This is a genomic window from Pseudomonas sp. P4_C4 (genome assembly GCF_056402055.1).
Window position 1 is genome coordinate 12,021 of the sequence record NZ_JBFUID010000020.1, and the last position, 17,286, is coordinate 29,306.

Consider the following 17,286-nt stretch of genomic DNA (forward strand, 5'->3'; position numbering starts at 1 on the left):
TTTGAATTTAAAGCTGAATATAAAAAGATCGCAGCCTGCGGCAGCTCCTACAGTGATGACCGTGTTCTATCAGATTGCGTTGTGGGTCTTGAGCCAACCCAAGCCCGCTTCAGTGGTGGTCAGCGGCTTGTATTCGCAACCGACCCAACCCTGATAACCGATGCGGTCCAGGTGTTCGAACAGGAAGCGGTAGTTGATTTCACCGGTACCTGGTTCGTTGCGCCCCGGGTTGTCCGCGAGCTGCACATGGTTGATCTCGCCCAGGTGCGATTGCAGGGTGCGGGCCAGATCGCCTTCCATGATTTGCATGTGATAGATGTCGTATTGCAGGAACAGGTTGGCGCTGCCGACCTGCTCGCGAATCGACAGGGCTTGCGCCGTGTTGTTCAGGTAGAAGCCTGGAATGTCACGGGTGTTGATCGCTTCCATCACCAGCTTGATACCCGCCGCTTGCAGCTTGTCGGCGGCGTACTTGAGGTTGGCGACGAAGGTTTTTTCCACGGTGGCATCGTCAAAACCCTGCGGACGAATACCGGCCAGGCAGTTGACCTGGGTGTTGCCCAGCACTTGCGCGTAAGCGATAGCCAGGTCGACACCGGCACGGAACTCTTCAACCCGGTCCGGCAGGCACGCGATACCGCGTTCGCCCTTGGCCCAGTCACCGGCCGGAAGGTTGAACAGCACTTGGGTCAGACCGTTGGCGTCGAGCTTGGCCTTGATTTCGGCGGAGCTGAAGTCGTACGGGAACAGGTATTCGACACCACTGAAGCCGGCCTTGGCGGCCGCTTCGAAACGGGCGAGAAAGTCCTGTTCGGTGAACAGCATGGACAGGTTGGCTGCGAAACGCGGCATGGTGGTCTCCTGAGTATGTATGGTGAGCGGCCCCGGATCCCTGTGGGAGCGAGCTTGCTCGCGAAAGCGGTGGGTCAGTCAACATCTCTGTTGAATGTGAAGCCGCCTTCGCGGGCAAGCCCGCTCCCACAGGGGGAGCGGTCAGCAGTTAATCAAGCAACGAAATCGCAGTCGGTGCGTCGTCGCCGACCAGCGCCAGGTCTTCGAACTCGTTGACGGCGTTGATCTCGGTGCCCATGGAAATGTTGGTCACACGCTCCAGGATAATCTCGACGATCACTGGAACCTTGAACTCTTCGATCAGCTCCTGGGCCTTGCGCAGGGCAGGCTGGATCTGAGCCGGTTCGAACACACGTAGTGCCTTGCAGCCGAGGCCTTCGGCCACTGCGACGTGGTCGACACCGTAACCGTTGAGTTCCGGAGCGTTGAGGTTGTCGAAGGACAGCTGCACGCAGTAGTCCATGTCGAAACCGCGCTGCGCCTGACGGATCAGGCCCAGGTACGAGTTGTTCACGACAACATGTATGTACGGCAGCTTGAACTGCGCGCCGACCGCCAATTCCTCAATCATGAACTGGAAGTCATAGTCCCCCGACAGGGCCACGACTTTACGGCTCGGATCAGCCTTGACCACACCCAGCGCTGCCGGAATGGTCCAGCCCAATGGGCCTGCCTGACCGCAGTTGATCCAGTGACGTGGCTTGTAGACGTGCAGGAACTGCGCGCCGGCAATCTGCGACAGCCCGATAGTGCTGACGTAGCAGGTGTCTTTGCCGAACACCTGGTTCATTTCTTCGTAAACGCGTTGCGGCTTGACCGGCACGTTGTCGAAGTGAGTCTTGCGCTGCAGGCTGGCTTTACGCTGCTGGCAGTCTTGCAGCCAGGCACTGCGGTTCTTCAGCTTGCCGGCGGCTTGCCATTCGCGAGCGACTTCGATGAACACGGTCAGTGCGGCAGCGGCGTCGGAAACGATGCCCAGGTCCGGGGTGAACACGCGACCGATCTGGGTCGGTTCGATGTCGACGTGAATGAACTTGCGGCCTTCGGTGTACACGTCAACGGAACCGGTGTGGCGGTTGGCCCAACGGTTGCCCACGCCCAGAACCACGTCGGATTTCAGCATGGTCGCGTTGCCGTAACGGTGCGAAGTCTGCAAGCCAACCATGCCCACCATCAGCGGGTGATCGTCCGGGATGGTGCCCCAGCCCATCAGGGTCGGGATCACCGGAATACCGGTGAGCTCGGCGAATTCAACCAGCAGGTCACTGGCATCGGCATTGATGATGCCGCCACCGGCCACCAGCAATGGACGCTCGGYCTGATCCAGAATGGCCAAGGCTTTTTCAACCTGGACGCGGGTAGCGCTCGGCTTGGCCAGCGGCAGTGGCTGGTAAGCGTCGATGTCGAATTCGATTTCAGCCATCTGCACGTCGAACGGCAGGTCGATCAGCACCGGGCCTGGACGGCCGGAGCGCATTTCGTAGAAGGCTTTCTGGAACGCGTAAGGCACCTGGCCAGGTTCCATGACGGTAGTCGACCACTTGGTGACTGGCTTGACGATGGTGGTGATATCGACAGCCTGGAAGTCTTCCTTGTGCATACGGGCGCGGGGTGCCTGGCCGGTAATGCAGAGGATTGGAATCGAGTCGGCCGAGGCGCTGTAGAGCCCGGTGACCATGTCGGTGCCGGCAGGGCCGGAAGTACCGATGCACACGCCGATGTTGCCGGCCTTGGTGCGGGTGTAGCCCTCGGCCATGTGCGAGGCGCCTTCAACGTGGCGAGCGAGTACGTGATCGATGCCGCCGACCTTTTGCAAGGCGGAGTACAGCGGGTTGATGGCGGCACCGGGGATGCCAAAAGCGGTATCGACCCCTTCACGGCGCATCACCAGAACGGCGGCTTCGATTGCTCTCATTTTGCTCATGGTTTTGTGCCTCTTTACGTTTTGTAATTGTATACAAGTGGCTTTGCGCAGAGTGTATTCACGGCGGACGGCGCAGGTCAATCCATTTTCTCAAGCGCTTGTTTCATTCGTCGGAAGGCCAATCTACTGTGGCTTTTCGTCGCATGTGGCGCCTTTCGAGAATTATTGTATACAAAAAAATAACTCATTGTGTTCTATTTGTTGCATCGGGCTGCCGCGCAGCCCACCGGCTTTCCGAAAAACAAAATGAGGACGGCACCATGAGCGCTTTAACCTTGAAAGTCGCAGTCAACCTGGTCAACGAGGCCATCACCGCAGGGCGTGCAATATCCGCGGCGCCCTTGACCATTGCGGTACTGGATGCCGGCGGGCATCTGATCACCCTGCAACGTGAAGACGGCGCCAGCCTGCTGCGCCCGCATGTCGCCATCGGCAAAGCCTGGGGCGCCATCGCGCTGGGCAAGGGTTCACGCCTGCTGGCACTGGACGCCCAGCAACGCCCGGCGTTCATCGCCGCGTTGAACAGCCTGGGGCAGGGCAGCGTCGTGCCGGCACCGGGTGGTGTGCTGGTTCGCGATCAGGACGGGAACGTGCTGGGGGCGGTAGGGATCAGCGGCGATCTGTCGGATGTCGACGAGCAGTGCGCGATCAATGCGATTGAGGCGTTGGGGTTGGTGGCGGATGCGGGGGTGGCGGCTTGATAGGCAGCGCCTGACCTAATGCAATCGCGAGCAGGCTCGCTCCTACAGGGTTTGTGGTTGGACACAAAATTGTCTGAACGCCTGAACCCCTGTAGGAGTGAGCCTGCTCGCGATTGCTATCTACCAGACACATCCAGTCAATAGTGTGCCCACCCACTTGAATCCACAGAGCTAGCCTTCTCATGACCTGATCATGGGAGGCAAAGGAATGCCGGATTTACCTGCCGCAAATCGATTGCGAATCGGCCGCTATGCCGAAACCAGTCGAATTTATCTGTTAACCACCAACACACTTCACAGGGCCCCGGTTTTCAAGGATTTCACCTTGGGCAGGCTGGTGGTCGATCAATTTCGAAACGCACAGAATCTAGGCTTTGCGAACTCGTTGGCCTGGGTGGTCATGCCAGATCATTTTCATTGGTTAATTGAGTTGCAGAGGGGCTCTTTGAGTGAGTTGATGCAGAAAACCAAGTCGATGAGTACCAAAGCCGTGAAGCAGTCTACCGGTCGAACCACCAGTCTCTGGCAGAGAGGATTTCATGATCGGGTACTGCGGCGGGAAGAGGATTTGGTGAAGATGGCGCGGTATGTTGTGGCCAATCCGTTGCGGGCTGGGCTGGTGGAGAAGCTTGGCGACTATCCGTTGTGGGATGCTGTTTGGGTTTGAGCTGAAATTGAGTTGCCTTCATCGCGAGCAGGCTCACTCCTACAGGGGAATGCATTTCAATGTGGGGCTTGCTCGCGAATAGCCTTGATACGGTCTACCGCTCGGGCTCGCACCCCTTGAGCACCAACCGGATAATCGTCTGCGCCGCCGCTTCATAATCTTCTTCATCCAGCCGGGCCTTGCCGGTGATGGCGGTGATCTGCCAGTCGAAGTCGGCGTAGGTCTGGGTCGCGGCCCAGATGCTGAACATCAGGTGGTTGGGGTCGATGGGGGCGATTTGCCCGCGGTCGATCCAGGTCTGGATGCACTCGATGTTGTGTTTGGCCTGGCCATTGAGTTGTTCGACCAGATCGCTGCTCAGGTGGGGGGCGCCGTGCATGATTTCGCTGGCGAACACCTTGGAGGCGAAGGGCAGGTCGCGGGAAATGCGGATTTTCGAGCGGATGTAGCCACTGAGCACTTCGCTGGGCACGCCGTCGGCGTTGAACGGCGTCGAGGCCTGCAGGATGGGCTCGATGATGCTTTCCAGGACCTCGCGGTAGAGGTTTTCCTTGGATTTGAAGTAGTAGTAGACGTTGGGCTTGGGCAATCCCGCCTTGGCTGCGATGTCGCTGGTTTTGGTCGCAGCGAAGCCTTTGTCGGCGAATTCCTCACTGGCGGCACGCAGGATCAGTTGTTTGTTGCGCTCGCGGATAGTGCTCATAAACCGGGTGATTCCTTGCCTGTACTGGCGGTTGCGCATGGTATCACCGGCCTCGCGCGACGCTCAAGAATGCACCGCGACCCGTTATGCCGCGCTATGCTGCTGCGCATTCATTGCAGAAGGAAACCCGATTCATGGCAGGAAGCAGTTTGCTGGTGCTGATTGACGACATCGCCGCCGTACTGGACGACGTGTCATTGATGACCCAAATGGCCGCCAAGAAAACGGCCGGCGTACTCGGTGACGACCTTGCCCTCAATGCCCAGCAAGTCAGCGGCGTGCGTGCCGAGCGGGAAATCCCGGTGGTCTGGGCGGTCGCCAAGGGTTCGTTCATCAATAAACTGATCCTGGTGCCGTCGGCGCTGGCCATCAGTGCGTTCATTCCGTGGCTGGTCACGCCATTGTTGATGGTCGGCGGTGCCTATCTGTGCTTCGAAGGGTTTGAAAAACTCGCCCACAAGTTTCTGCACAGCAAGGCCGAAGATCAGGTCGAACATGCTGAACTGGTCGAGGCGGTGGCAGACCCGGCGGTGGATCTGGTGGCATTCGAAAAGGACAAGATCAAGGGCGCGATCCGCACCGACTTCATTCTCTCGGCAGAAATCATCGCCATCACCCTCGGCACCGTGGCCGGTGCGCCGTTGAGCCAGCAAGTCATCGTGCTGTCGGGGATCGCAATCGTCATGACCATTGGCGTCTATGGCCTGGTGGCGGGTATCGTCAAGCTGGATGACCTTGGACTCTGGTTGACTCAAAAGCCCGGGCAGATGGCGAAAAGCATCGGTGGCGCCATTCTGCGTGCGGCGCCGTACATGATGAAAAGCCTGTCGGTGATTGGTACGGCGGCGATGTTTCTGGTGGGTGGCGGCATCCTCACGCACGGTGTGCCGGTGGTGCATCACTGGATCGAAGAGGTTGGCGCTGCGGCGGGTGGCGGTGGATTTATTGTGCCGGTGCTGCTCAATGGTCTGGCGGGGATTGCGGCGGGTGCGGTGGTGTTGGTGGGCGTTTTGGCGACCAGCAAAATCTGGAAAGCACTGAAAGGCTGAAGGCAACACATAACAACTGTGGGAGCGAGCAGGCACGCTCCCACAGTGTTTTTCGGCCGCTGGAATTACTCAGCAATCTGCAACTTGCGCGCCTCGGTGTAGACGTAACGCACTTTCTCGTATTCGAATGGCGAGTTCGTCTGGCCATAGCGGAAGGTGGTCTGGTGGCGCTTGTCGATGCTGCGCAGGATCCAGACTTCCGGATGGTTGGAACTGACTTCGGCCACGTTGAGGAAGTTGATCGCATTCTCGGCCGTGTAATCCACCGCCAGGCCGCCGGTGTCGCGCAGGTTCGACGGACCGAGGATCGGCAGGACGAAATAAGCGCCGCCCGGCACGCCGTAGAAGCCCAGGGTCTGGCCGAAGTCTTCGCTTTGGCGCGGCAGACCCATGGCGGTGGCCGGGTCCCACAGGCCGGCGATGCCGATGGTGGTGTTGAGCAGCAGGCGTCCGGTGGTCTCCATCGAGCGCTGGCCCTTGAGTTGCAGCAGGCTGTTCAACAGGTTCGGCACGTCGCCGAGATTGTTGAAGAAGTTGCTGACACCGGTACGCAGAAAGCTCGGGGTGACGTAGCGGTAACCATTGACCACCGGCAGGAACACCCATTGGTCGAAGCGGTAGTTGAAGTGATAGACGCGCCGGTTCCACTCTTCCAGCGGATCGTAGACGGCCAGCGCGCTGAGCGTCGAACGCTCGAACTCGCGCTGGTCCAGGCCCGGGTTGAATTTGAGTTTGCTCAGCGGTTCCTTGAAACCATCACTGTCGACGACCACGGGGGCGTTGGCTTTGCTGTTGTCGGCATTGGCGACGCCTGCACAGAGTAACGCTGCGAAAAGCAGGAGGTATTTAGCCACGGAAGAACTCCAGCATGGCGTCGCTGTTGACGCGGTAGTTAATGTTGCCGCAATGGCCGCCCAGCGGGTAAACGGTCAGGCGATCGCCGAAGGTCCGGCGCAGGAAACCGAGGTCGCCAGGGCCGAGGATCACGTCGTCGGCGTTGTGCATGACGGCGATTTTCGGGCTGTCGTGCAGATAGTCCTTCAGCGCATACAGGCTCACCTGGTCAATCAGTTGCAGCAGGCTGCCACCGTCGGTACGGGCGCGCCACATCGGGATGACTTGTTCGGTGATGTAGCAGTCGAAGTCGCATTGCAGTGCACGCTTGAGGAATGGCGTGAGGCTGGTGCCCTCGGTGATCGGGAACTTGGGTGGGGTGATCAGGCCGCGACGGTTGATCAGGTCTGAAGTGAAGGCGATGTCGGCTGCCGAAAAGCGGAACGACGTACCGATCAGCATGGCCATCTGTTCGTTGGTCAGGTGCTGTTTGGACTGCTGGAAGTCGTAGAGCAGGGCGTCGTTGAGGTCGATGTAGCCCTTCTGCTGGAAGTAGCGGGTCAGTTTGTTCAGTACCAGTTCATAGAACGTGGTGCTGTTGTTGATGCCCTTGACCTCGGTCTGGACCAGCTTGTCGAGGTTGGTGATCGAGGTGTAGAGGTTGACCGGCGGGTTGAGCAGCAGGACTTTCTTGAAGTTGAAGCTGCGGCGGGTTTCGTCCAGGTGCGCGACGAAAGCGGCCTCCAGTCCACCCAGGCTGTAGCCGGTCAGGTAGTAATCGGTGACCGGCACTTTCGGGTTCTGTGCCCGCACGGCCTGCATCACCCGGTACAAATCTTCGGCATCTTCCTTGGACACACCCGGCGTGGCGAAGCGTGATGCGGCGCTCATGAAGTCATAGCTGGTAGGCGATGACAACTGCACCACGTGGTAGCCGGCTTTGTAATAGAGCTTCTTCAGGTATTCATTCAGGCTGCTGTCATAGCGCGCACCGGTGCCGGCGATCAGGAAAATCAGCGGTGCGGCGTGATCCTGCGTGGCAATGCGGTAGTCGAGTTTCTTGACCGCCCAGAAATTGTCCGGCAATTCGAACGCCCGTTCCGGACGCAAGGTGACGCTGCGCACTGTCTGATCGATGTCATCGTCCAGGGGCAACTCCGGACGCAAGTCCGGCGGCGTGGTCGCGATGGTCGCCTCGAACGGGTTGGTCAGGGGGTAGCCATAACTGGCGGCATCTATATCGACCGCCAGTGCGGACGCACTCAAAATAAGGCCGCCAAACAGGGCGGCGAAGCGCAAGGAGCGGAGCATGACTAAATCCCTTAGAAGAAGGTGCCGAATGAATTTCGCAGGCTATGACCATCGGATCTGCGCCAAAGTGCCAACCATCGGCACGAAACAGGCCTGATTGTGCAGTAGTAGTAGCTGGACGATACACTTCGCCGCGATTGAAAGACCAGTTAACAGTTGTTATCGCTTGCGAAACGCCTTCGGGCGATTAAGCTGGCCGCCGTTTTTCGCCAATTGGAGTGTTTCATGTCTCGCCGTCTGCCCGTGATTCTGCTGCTTGTATTGCTGCCTGTATGGCTGGCTGCCAGTTATGGCGCGCGTTATGGCTTCATGGAGGATGCACAGTGGGTCGGCATTTGCGTGGATGAGGCAAGTCGCTGGGAATGCCAGGTGCGATCGAATCTGGGGCTGATGATCCATTTCGGCGTTCTGGGCTGGGCTGCGCTGGGCGCGGCGATCATCGGCTTTGTCGTGCCGGGGCGGGCAGGCTGGTGGCTGGCGGTGCTGGCGCTGGTGTTCGGGTTTCCGGCGCTGGCGTTGTACAACACGACGCTGGCGGTGTTTGCGGTGGTGATAGCGGGGTTGCGTTTGGTCAGGGCTTCTCGGAGCGTCTGATAGTCCGTCATCGCGAGCAAGCTCGCTCCCACAATTGATCTTTATCGCACACAAATTTTGTGTTCACTGAAGATCTACTGTGGGAGCGAGCTTGCTCGCGATGAGGCCGGTCAGGTCAATGCAAAATCAAGCTGTGCGAACCCGCAGGCAGCGCCACAATGCTGCCACCATCAACACACTCACCAGCGCCCAGCCCCAGGCCTGCTGATTCTGCAAACCTTCACGAAACAGCTGCGGCGCGATGCCGGCACCAATAATGACGGTCAGCAACGCAATCTCGCGGCGCGGCACATTCACCGGGCGGCACAGATAAACCAGCGCCGGCACGATGAACGCGACACTCGGGAAGCTGCGATAACGCGGATCGAATACCAGTTCCAGCATCATCACGGCTGCAGCGAAACCTGTCGTTGCAACCAGCCAGCCAGCACGGCGTTCCAGCAAGTTGAAAGCCTGGCCGCGCCAACCGGTACGAGGGCTCAACGTCAGCGCAGCATGGGCCAGCACCAGCAGATTCAGAGCGGTCAGCAATCCGACCCATAGCCATTCACTGGTAAAACGCGTGGTCACCCGTGCCAGGTCACCCCAGGCGCCTATCGAACACGCCGCCAACGCGCCGAGCAAGGGCAGCACCAGCGCCGAGCGCGTCGTGCGAACCCGGCCGCCGAGCAGCAACGTGCCGATGAAGATCAAGCCACCCACCGCCAGCCATTGCGACCAGTAGGGTACGTTTGTCACTGGCCCGGCCAGCACGCCCTTGTCCTGGCGATCGGCATCGAACAGCCCCCAGTAACCACCCACTGCACCTTCACTGGCGCGTTTCCATGGCTGGTCGAAGGCTTCGATCAGGTTGTAGTGCCAGCCCCGTTGCTCGGCCATGGCGACAAAACCGCGAATGAACCTGGCTTCGTTGACCCGGCTCGGCAGCGCTGTTTCGCGCTGACGGCCTTCGCTGGGCCAGCCGGTTTCGCCAATCAGTACATCCTTGGGCGCGAACTTGTTGCCGAACACCTGGCGTACTTCGGCCACATGTTGCAGGGCGGCGTCGATGTTCGATGGATCATCTTCCCAGTACGGCAGCAAATGGATGGTCAGGAAGTCCACGGCGGGGGCGATTTCCGGGTGCTTGAGCCAGAACTCCCAGACGTCGGCATAGGTGACAGGCTGTTTGACCTGGCTATGGACCTTGTTGATCAGTTTCGCCAATTGCGCGCCAGTGACTTCCTTGCGCAGCAGGGTTTCGTTGCCGACGATCACGGCGCTCACCACATCCGGGTTGGCATTGGCCGAGGCGATCAGCAGGTCGACTTCTTTTTCCGTGTCCACCGGGTTGCTGTTGACCCAAGCGCCAATCATCATTTTCAAGCCGTGCTTGCGCGCCAGTTCCGGCAGGGCTTCGAGGCCGGTCATGGAATAGGTGCGGATGCATTCGAAGCTTTTGGACAGCAGCGCGAGGTCGGCATCCATGCGCTCGGGGCGCAGCTTGAAGGGCTGGTCGAACGGCGATTGGTCTTTGTCGAACGGCGTGTAGGACGCGCATTGCAGCTTGTGCGTTGCGCTGGCCACGTCCGGCAATATCACCGGTTTGCCGAGGCCGTACCAGAAGCCGCCCAGGGCAAACAGCCCGAGCAGGCAAGCGAATAGATAAGCAGCAAAAGGGAAGCGGGATGTCGCGGACATGGAAAGGCCGTGTGGGAGCAAAGCGGCGCATGTTACCTGCATTTACCGTGTGCTTGGTGGCTTGCATGATTTTGATATGCAAAGTTCGGGCGGAGTCTGCGGTGCGTTGGTCGCGCTCAAGATTAATGGCGTTCTGATGTCGTTTCTCGTTGCCTTGAGGTCGCTGGCAGAGCAGGTCGCCAAGAGCGTCAGGTTGATCATCGAAGGCGTCAGTACTCCGCTGATGTTCGAACGAGTTTGCGGTAAGGCGTGATGGGGGCGCTGTGCACCATAACAATACGTTTAAGCGACTCGGCATCCGTCGAGCGCAGCACTTTCGGGGAAGTAACGATGAAGATGCGACGACTCTTGGGCGCAGGTGCCGCTTTGGTGCTGGCGATCAGTTCTACCGTGGCCAGTGCCGCTGGGAAGGAAGTGACGATCGGTTATGTCGACGGCTGGTCGGACAGTGTCGCCACGACCAACGTGGCTGCCGAAGTGATCAGGCAGAAACTCGGTTATGACGTGAAGCTGCAAGCCGTCGCCACCGGGATCATGTGGCAAGGCGTGGCCACCGGCAAGCTCGACGCCATGCTGTCGGCCTGGCTGCCGGTGACCCACGGCGATTACTGGACGAAGAACAAGGATCAGGTCGTCGATTACGGCCCGAACTTCAAGGACGCGAAAATCGGCCTGATCGTGCCGGAATACGTCAAGGCGAAGTCCATTGACGACCTCAAGACCGACGACACCTTCAAGAACCGCATTGTCGGCATCGACGCCGGTTCGGGCGTGATGCTCAAGACCGATCAGGCGATCAAGGACTACGACCTGACGGGCTATCAACTCAAGGCCAGTTCTGGCGCCGGCATGATCGCCGAGCTGACCCGTGCCGAGAAGAAGAACGAATCCATCGCAGTGACCGGCTGGGTGCCGCACTGGATGTTCGCCAAGTGGAAACTGCGCTTCCTCGAAGATCCGAAAGGCGTGTATGGCGCGGCTGAAACCGTGAACAGCATCGGCAGCAAAGGCCTGGAGGCCAAGGCGCCGGAAGTGGCCAAGTTCCTGAAGAACTTCCAGTGGGAATCCAAGGATGAAATCGGCCAGGTGATGCTGGCGATCCAGGACGGTGCCAAGCCTGAAGCGGCGGCGAAGGATTGGGTCGCCAAACACCCTGATCGTGTTGCTGACTGGACCAAGTGATTTGAGCTGACGCGTCTGGTCAGCATCTTCCAGGGTCGCTCGGCAAATTTATGCCAAGCGGCCCTTTGCTTTTTTGTAGGAGCGAGCTTGCTCGCGATGGGCGTGAGCGTTAACGCGTGCTGTCTGAAAAAGTGCGGCGCCTTCAAATTCATCGCGAGCAAGCTCGCTCCTACAATTGGCGAATCCGTCATGGCGTTATAAGACTAAGGTCGTCTGGAACCTGCCCCGCAGCCGCATAGAGTGGATACCGTTGCAACTCAATCTGTGCTGCGAGGATAAAAACAATGAACGACAGCATTTACCTCTCGATTCAAAACAGCCCGCGCTTCAAGGAGCTGGTTAGCAAGAGGGAACGATTCGCCTGGATTCTGTCGGCGATCATGCTAGGGCTTTACTCCGGATTCATCCTTCTGATTGCCTATGGACCGCAGGTGCTGGGGGCGAAAATCAGCCCTGAGTCCTCGATTACCTGGGGCATACCGATCGGTGTCGGGCTGATTGTTTCGGCTTTCGTCCTGACCGGTATTTACGTACGACGCGCCAACGGCGAATTCGACGACCTGAACAATGCGATTCTCAAGGAGGCTCAGCAATGATCCGCCGTCTAATGGCTCTTTTGAGTATCGCAGCTTTCGCGCCTGGCGCCTGGGCGGCTGACGCCCTGACCGGTGCCGTGCAGAAGCAACCGCTTAATGTGTCGGCGATCTTGATGTTTGTCGCCTTCGTCGGTGCCACCCTGTGCATCACCTATTGGGCTTCCAAGCGTAATAATTCGGCAGCCGACTACTATGCCGCTGGCGGCAAGATCACCGGTTTCCAGAACGGTCTGGCGATTGCCGGTGACTACATGTCGGCAGCGTCCTTCCTGGGTATTTCCGCGCTGGTGTTCACCTCCGGCTACGACGGCCTGATCTATTCGATCGGTTTCCTGGTGGGCTGGCCGATCATTCTGTTCCTGATCGCCGAGCGCCTGCGTAACCTGGGCAAATACACCTTTGCCGACGTGGCGTCCTATCGCCTGGGGCAAACCCAGATCCGCTCGCTGTCCGCTTGCGGTTCGCTGGTGGTGGTGGCGTTCTACCTGATCGCGCAAATGGTCGGTGCCGGCAAGCTGATCCAGTTGTTGTTCGGTCTCGATTACCACGTTGCGGTGATCCTGGTCGGTATTCTGATGTGCCTGTACGTGTTGTTCGGCGGCATGCTGGCGACCACCTGGGTGCAGATCATCAAGGCAGTCCTGCTGCTGTCCGGTGCTTCCTTCATGGCACTGATGGTGATGAAGCACGTCAACTTCGACTTCAACATGCTGTTCTCCGAGGCGATCAAGGTTCACCCGAAAGCTGAAGCGATCATGAGCCCGGGCGGTCTGGTGAAAGATCCGGTCTCGGCGTTTTCCCTCGGTCTGGCGCTGATGTTCGGTACCGCTGGCCTGCCGCACATCCTGATGCGCTTCTTCACCGTGAGTGACGCAAAAGAAGCCCGCAAGAGCGTGTTGTACGCAACCGGTTTCATTGGTTACTTCTACATCCTGACCTTCATCATCGGCTTCGGCGCGATCCTGCTGGTCAGCACCAACCCGGCCTTCAAAGACGCTGCTGGCGCCTTGTTGGGTGGTAACAACATGGCGGCGGTGCACCTGGCCAACGCGGTGGGTGGCAGTATATTCCTGGGCTTCATCTCGGCGGTGGCGTTCGCGACCATTCTGGCAGTGGTTGCCGGTCTGACCCTGGCCGGTGCTTCGGCGGTGTCCCACGACCTGTACGCCAGCGTGATCAAGAAAGGCAAGGCCAACGAGAAGGACGAGATTCGCGTCTCGAAAATCACCACCATCTTCTTGGCGGTGCTGGCAATTGGCCTGGGTATCCTGTTCGAGAGCCAGAACATTGCGTTCATGGTGGGCCTGGCGTTCTCCATCGCGGCGAGCTGCAACTTCCCGGTGCTGCTGCTTTCCATGTACTGGAAGAAGCTGACCACTCGCGGTGCGATGATCGGTGGGTGGATGGGGCTGATCAGTGCCGTGGGCCTGATGGTGCTTGGTCCGACCATCTGGGTGCAGATCCTGCATCACGAGAAGGCCATCTTCCCGTATGAGTACCCGGCGCTGTTCTCGATGATGATTGCCTTTGTCGGGATCTGGTTCTTCTCGGTTACCGACAAGTCCACTGCTGCGGACAATGAGCGGGCGCTGTTCTTCCCGCAGTTTGTTCGTTCGCAGACGGGTCTTGGGGCGAGTGGTGCTGTTTCGCACTAAGCGTTTGGGTTTGACTGTTTAAGTTGCGTTGAATGGAAATGCCCTGGTCGAGAGATCGGGGCATTTTTTTATTGGGCGGTAATCGACCGGAATTTCGTGGGTGTGCCGATTTACTGTAGGAACTAGCCTGCTCGCGAAGGCGGCCTGACAGCCGACCTGTCTTTTGTTGACCGCGTACATATCCATTCCTGCGGTAACGGCGGCTTATGGTTCCGCTCTTACAGCGGGTCACTTTGGCAAACGCCCCAAAGTAACCAAAGGTCTCGCCCCTTACGTACGGCCCCTCGCTAAGGCTCGGCGTTCCTTCGCTCCGGCATTCATCCGGGGGCATTGCCCTCCGGTCGGCTTCGCTTCGACCTACATGCAATGAGTTCGACTGCGTCGAACGGCGCTGCGCGCCAATCCCCGGATGAACACCTCCACTCAGCCTCCCGAGGGGGCGGGTGGATCAAGATCAAGAGCTGCAGGCGAGCTAACGCTCGGCCTGATGAGTGGTGAAAAGCGTGGGTGTATGCCGATCTGCCTTTGCTCTTCTGTGGGAGCTGGCTTGCCTGCGATGGCGGTCTGTCAGCCAGCATCAATGTCGGATGTGCCGACCTCTTCGCGGGCAAGTCGGATCGCCGCACCGCCGCTCCCACAGGTTTGGTGCCGTCCGAATAGTTTGTGTTCGACGCAAGTACTGTGGGAGCGAGCCTGCTCGCGATGGCGGTCTATCGGCTGACCGAAACTTTGCAGAGAACCACATCAGCAAACAGGCCGGCCGGTAGGCCGCCTCGGGCGCTGTTGCGGTGTACCCCCCCTCGTGAGGCCGAGAGGAGGTTCTGCGCAGTGGGCAACCCGGCATGGATGCCGGGTTAGTCGCCGCCGGCCATGGATGGCCGATGGCGGCGGGCCCACGGAGCAGGACCGGAGCGAGGGCATGCCGAGCCAAAGCGAGGCACCGAATGTCAGGGGCAAGAGCCCTTGGTTACTTGGGGCTTTTCCAAGTGACCCGCCGTAAGGGCGGAACCAATAGCGGCCGTTACCGCAGCAACGGATATGTACACCATCAAAAAACCGCACAAACAAAAACGGCCTCCTGCTCTTTATATAAAAAAGCAGAGGCCGTTCTCAGTACAACTCAACACGCTACAGCAAGACAGCGCTTACTTGCGGTCTTCCAGCTTGGTGATATCACGCGACTCGTAGCCGGTGTACAGCTGGCGCGGACGGCCGATCTTGTACGGGCTGGAGAGCATTTCTTTCCAGTGGGAGATCCAGCCGACGGTCCGCGCCAGGGCGAAGATCACGGTGAACATGCTGGTTGGAATGCCGATCGCCTTGAGGATGATCCCCGAGTAGAAGTCGACGTTCGGGTASAGCSRGCGCTCGAYGAAGTACGGGTCGGTCAGCGCGATCTCTTCCAGGCGCATGGCCAGTTCGAGTTGCGGATCGTTGTTGATGCCCAGTTCCTTCAGTACTTCGTCGCAGGTCTGCTTCATGACGGTGGCGCGTGGGTCGCGGTTTTTGTAAACCCGGTGACCGAAGCCCATCAGTTTGAACGGATCGTTCTTGTCCTTGGCCTTGGCGATGTACTTGTCGATGTTCGAAACATCGCCAATCTCGTCAAGCATGGTCAGAACGGCTTCGTTTGCACCGCCGTGGGCAGGGCCCCACAGTGCAGCGATACCGGCGGCGATACAGGCGAACGGGTTGGCGCCCGAAGAGCCCGCCAGGCGCACGGTGGAGGTCGATGCGTTCTGCTCGTGGTCGGCATGGAGGATGAAGATCCGGTCCATGGCCTTGGCGAGTACCGGGCTGATCGGTTTGATCTCGCACGGGGTGTTGAACATCATGTGCAGGAAGTTTTCCGCGTACGACAGGTCGTTGCGCGGGTACATCATGGGTTGGCCCATGGAGTACTTGTAAACCATTGCTGCCAGGGTCGGCATCTTGGCAACCAGGCGGATCGCGGAAATTTCGCGATGCTGCGGGTTCTTGATGTCCAGGGAGTCGTGGTAGAAGGCCGAGAGGGCACCGACTACGCCGCACATGACGGCCATCGGGTGGGCGTCGCGACGGAAGCCGTTGAAGAAGGTCTTCAGCTGCTCGTGGACCATGGTGTGGTTCTTCACGGTGCTGACGAACTGTGCCTTCTGTTCTGCGGTCGGCAGTTCGCCGTTGAGCAGCAGGTAGCAGGTCTCCAGATAGTCCGACTTCTCGGCCAACTGTTCGATCGGGTAGCCGCGGTGCAGCAGAATGCCGTTGTCGCCATCAATATAGGTGATYTTCGACTCGCACGAGGCGGTCGACATGAAACCCGGGTCAAAGGTGAAACGGCCCGTGACCGTCAGGCCCCGAACATCGATAACATCGGGACCAACGGTGCCGGTTAAAATGGGCAGCTCGACGGGGGCTGCGCCCTCGATGATCAACTGCGCTTTTTTGTCAGCCATGTGGCCTCCTATTTATGCTTGAAATCATCAGACAGACCCCCCACGCAGGGCCCGCACCACTATAGTGAGATAAATTCGAATGTCAATTTGCCTAAAGTCTTGCTCCAGAAGGCTTTAACCGGACTTTTTTCTCGAAATTGGCTGCCATTTACGCCTTTTATGTCAGTTGCGCAATCAGCTGTTTGGGTTAGGTCTTTGCGTTGTCATTAGTAGCCTAACTGTCTATACTCGGCCACCGACCGCCAGGGGCTTTTGGGCCTGCTTTATTGGGGGTCGCATCCCTGGGTGGTGGTTACCTGACCAGTGCACTCCCCAACAACTTTGCCCTGATTGTTAGGGGCTCTTCAGTGTGAAAAAAAAGCCGTGAAAAGCCAACGACCTGTAAACCTAGACCTAAGGACCATCAAACTCCCCATCACCGGCGTTACGTCGTTTCTTCACCGTGTTTCCGGCATCATCCTCTTCCTGGGCCTTGGCTTCATGCTTTATGCATTGGGCAAATCCCTGGGTTCCGAGGAAGGTTTTGCCGACGTGAAGGCAACCTTGACCAGCCCGCTGGCCAAGTTCGTAGCATGGGGCCTCCTGTCCGCTCTTCTTTATCACCTGGTAGCCGGTGTGCGCCATTTGATTATGGACATGGGCATCGGTGAGACGCTGGAAGGCGGCCGCCTGGGCTCGAAAATTATCATCGCCGTTTCCGTGGTGTTGATCGTTCTGGCAGGAGTTTGGATATGGTAACCAGCGTTACGAACCTTTCGCGTTCCGGTCTGTATGACTGGATGGCGCAACGTGTGTCTGCGGTCGTTCTCGCGGCTTATTTCATTTTCCTGATCGGATACCTTGCTGCGAACCCGGGCATTGGCTACGACCAATGGCACGGCCTGTTCGCCCACAACGGGATGCGTATCTTCAGTCTGCTGGCCCTTGTGGCCCTGGGTGCTCACGCCTGGGTCGGCATGTGGACCATCGCGACCGACTACCTGACGCCGATGGCGCTGGGCAAGTCCGCGACTGCAGTGCGTTTCCTTTTCCAGGCAGTATGCGGCGTTGCGATGTTCGCTTACTTCGTCTGGGGTGTGCAGATTCTCTGGGGTATCTGATTC

At 58.7% G+C, this 17,286-nt stretch carries 16 protein-coding genes; 9 read left to right on the top strand and 7 right to left on the bottom strand.

The features are described from left to right. Positions 1-69 precede the first annotated feature (69 nt). The gene (gene hyi, locus AC1DXW_RS12535; RefSeq protein WP_007971414.1) at positions 70-852 is read right to left on the bottom strand and encodes a hydroxypyruvate isomerase; all 783 of its coding nucleotides are present in this window, start codon (positions 850-852) and stop codon (positions 70-72) included. Positions 853-1,000: 148 nt separating this feature from the next. Next, on the bottom strand, positions 1,001-2,776 hold the full coding sequence (gene gcl / locus AC1DXW_RS12540) for a glyoxylate carboligase (protein WP_477760051.1): 1,776 nt from the start codon (positions 2,774-2,776) through the stop codon (positions 1,001-1,003). Positions 2,777-3,036: 260 nt separating this feature from the next. Between gcl and AC1DXW_RS12545 the strand changes: the two genes are divergently transcribed. Both AC1DXW_RS12545 and AC1DXW_RS12550 read left to right on the top strand, forming a co-directional pair. Then, the gene (locus tag AC1DXW_RS12545) at positions 3,037-3,477 is read left to right on the top strand and encodes a GlcG/HbpS family heme-binding protein (protein ID WP_150757696.1); all 441 of its coding nucleotides are present in this window, start codon (positions 3,037-3,039) and stop codon (positions 3,475-3,477) included. 208 nt (positions 3,478-3,685) lie between these two features. Then, positions 3,686-4,144, top strand: a complete 459-nt coding sequence (locus tag AC1DXW_RS12550) for an REP-associated tyrosine transposase (protein WP_477754866.1) — start codon at positions 3,686-3,688, stop codon at positions 4,142-4,144. 94 nt (positions 4,145-4,238) lie between these two features. Here the strand turns inward: AC1DXW_RS12550 and AC1DXW_RS12555 are convergent, their stop codons facing one another. Then, on the bottom strand, positions 4,239-4,847 hold the full coding sequence (locus AC1DXW_RS12555; protein WP_477754865.1) for a TetR/AcrR family transcriptional regulator: 609 nt from the start codon (positions 4,845-4,847) through the stop codon (positions 4,239-4,241). A 134-nt stretch (positions 4,848-4,981) separates the two neighbouring features. Here AC1DXW_RS12555 and AC1DXW_RS12560 point away from each other — a divergent pair, with 134 nt between their 5' ends. After that, complete coding sequence (locus AC1DXW_RS12560) at positions 4,982-5,896, top strand: DUF808 domain-containing protein (RefSeq protein ID WP_477754864.1); 915 nt, start codon at positions 4,982-4,984, stop codon at positions 5,894-5,896. 65 nt (positions 5,897-5,961) lie between these two features. Here the strand turns inward: AC1DXW_RS12560 and AC1DXW_RS12565 are convergent, their stop codons facing one another. Together AC1DXW_RS12565 and AC1DXW_RS12570 are read right to left on the bottom strand one after the other, a co-directional pair. Next, positions 5,962-6,750, bottom strand: a complete 789-nt coding sequence (locus AC1DXW_RS12565) for an MlaA family lipoprotein (RefSeq protein WP_477754863.1) — start codon at positions 6,748-6,750, stop codon at positions 5,962-5,964. Further along, the gene (locus AC1DXW_RS12570; protein WP_477754862.1) at positions 6,743-8,041 is read right to left on the bottom strand and encodes an alpha/beta fold hydrolase family protein; all 1,299 of its coding nucleotides are present in this window, start codon (positions 8,039-8,041) and stop codon (positions 6,743-6,745) included. The genes AC1DXW_RS12565 and AC1DXW_RS12570 overlap by 8 nt, the downstream gene beginning before the upstream one ends. A 225-nt stretch (positions 8,042-8,266) precedes the next feature. Here AC1DXW_RS12570 and AC1DXW_RS12575 point away from each other — a divergent pair, with 225 nt between their 5' ends. Further along, the gene (locus AC1DXW_RS12575) at positions 8,267-8,635 is read left to right on the top strand and encodes a hypothetical protein (RefSeq protein ID WP_477754861.1); all 369 of its coding nucleotides are present in this window, start codon (positions 8,267-8,269) and stop codon (positions 8,633-8,635) included. A gap of 126 nt (positions 8,636-8,761) precedes the next feature. Here AC1DXW_RS12575 and AC1DXW_RS12580 read toward each other — a convergent pair whose 3' ends face one another. Next, positions 8,762-10,357: a glycoside hydrolase family 17 protein gene (locus AC1DXW_RS12580; RefSeq protein ID WP_477760052.1), complete on the bottom strand. Its 1,596-nt coding sequence runs from the start codon at positions 10,355-10,357 to the stop codon at positions 8,762-8,764. A gap of 288 nt (positions 10,358-10,645) precedes the next feature. Here AC1DXW_RS12580 and AC1DXW_RS12585 point away from each other — a divergent pair, with 288 nt between their 5' ends. The 3 genes from AC1DXW_RS12585 to AC1DXW_RS12595 all read left to right on the top strand — a co-directional run bounded on the left by AC1DXW_RS12585 (position 10,646) and on the right by AC1DXW_RS12595 (position 13,748). Continuing rightward, on the top strand, positions 10,646-11,497 hold the full coding sequence (locus AC1DXW_RS12585; protein ID WP_477754859.1) for a glycine betaine ABC transporter substrate-binding protein: 852 nt from the start codon (positions 10,646-10,648) through the stop codon (positions 11,495-11,497). Positions 11,498-11,781: 284 nt separating this feature from the next. Beyond that, entirely contained in the window at positions 11,782-12,093 is a 312-nt protein-coding gene (locus AC1DXW_RS12590; protein WP_110746318.1) for a DUF485 domain-containing protein, read from the top strand. Beyond that, positions 12,090-13,748 carry a cation acetate symporter gene (locus tag AC1DXW_RS12595; RefSeq protein ID WP_477754858.1) on the top strand — a complete coding sequence of 553 codons (1,659 nt, stop codon included), beginning with the start codon at positions 12,090-12,092 and terminating at the stop codon, positions 13,746-13,748. The genes AC1DXW_RS12590 and AC1DXW_RS12595 overlap by 4 nt, the downstream gene beginning before the upstream one ends. A 1,145-nt stretch (positions 13,749-14,893) precedes the next feature. On the opposite strand, the gene gltA is transcribed toward AC1DXW_RS12595, so the two are convergent. After that, on the bottom strand, positions 14,894-16,183 hold the full coding sequence (gltA, locus tag AC1DXW_RS12600; protein WP_477760053.1) for a citrate synthase: 1,290 nt from the start codon (positions 16,181-16,183) through the stop codon (positions 14,894-14,896). A gap of 363 nt (positions 16,184-16,546) precedes the next feature. Between gltA and sdhC the strand changes: the two genes are divergently transcribed. Together sdhC and sdhD are read left to right on the top strand one after the other, a co-directional pair. Next, the gene (sdhC, locus tag AC1DXW_RS12605) at positions 16,547-16,921 is read left to right on the top strand and encodes a succinate dehydrogenase, cytochrome b556 subunit (protein WP_033052382.1); all 375 of its coding nucleotides are present in this window, start codon (positions 16,547-16,549) and stop codon (positions 16,919-16,921) included. Then, positions 16,915-17,283, top strand: a complete 369-nt coding sequence (gene sdhD, locus AC1DXW_RS12610) for a succinate dehydrogenase, hydrophobic membrane anchor protein (RefSeq protein ID WP_007977503.1) — start codon at positions 16,915-16,917, stop codon at positions 17,281-17,283. The genes sdhC and sdhD overlap by 7 nt, the downstream gene beginning before the upstream one ends. Positions 17,284-17,286: the final 3 nt, after the last annotated feature.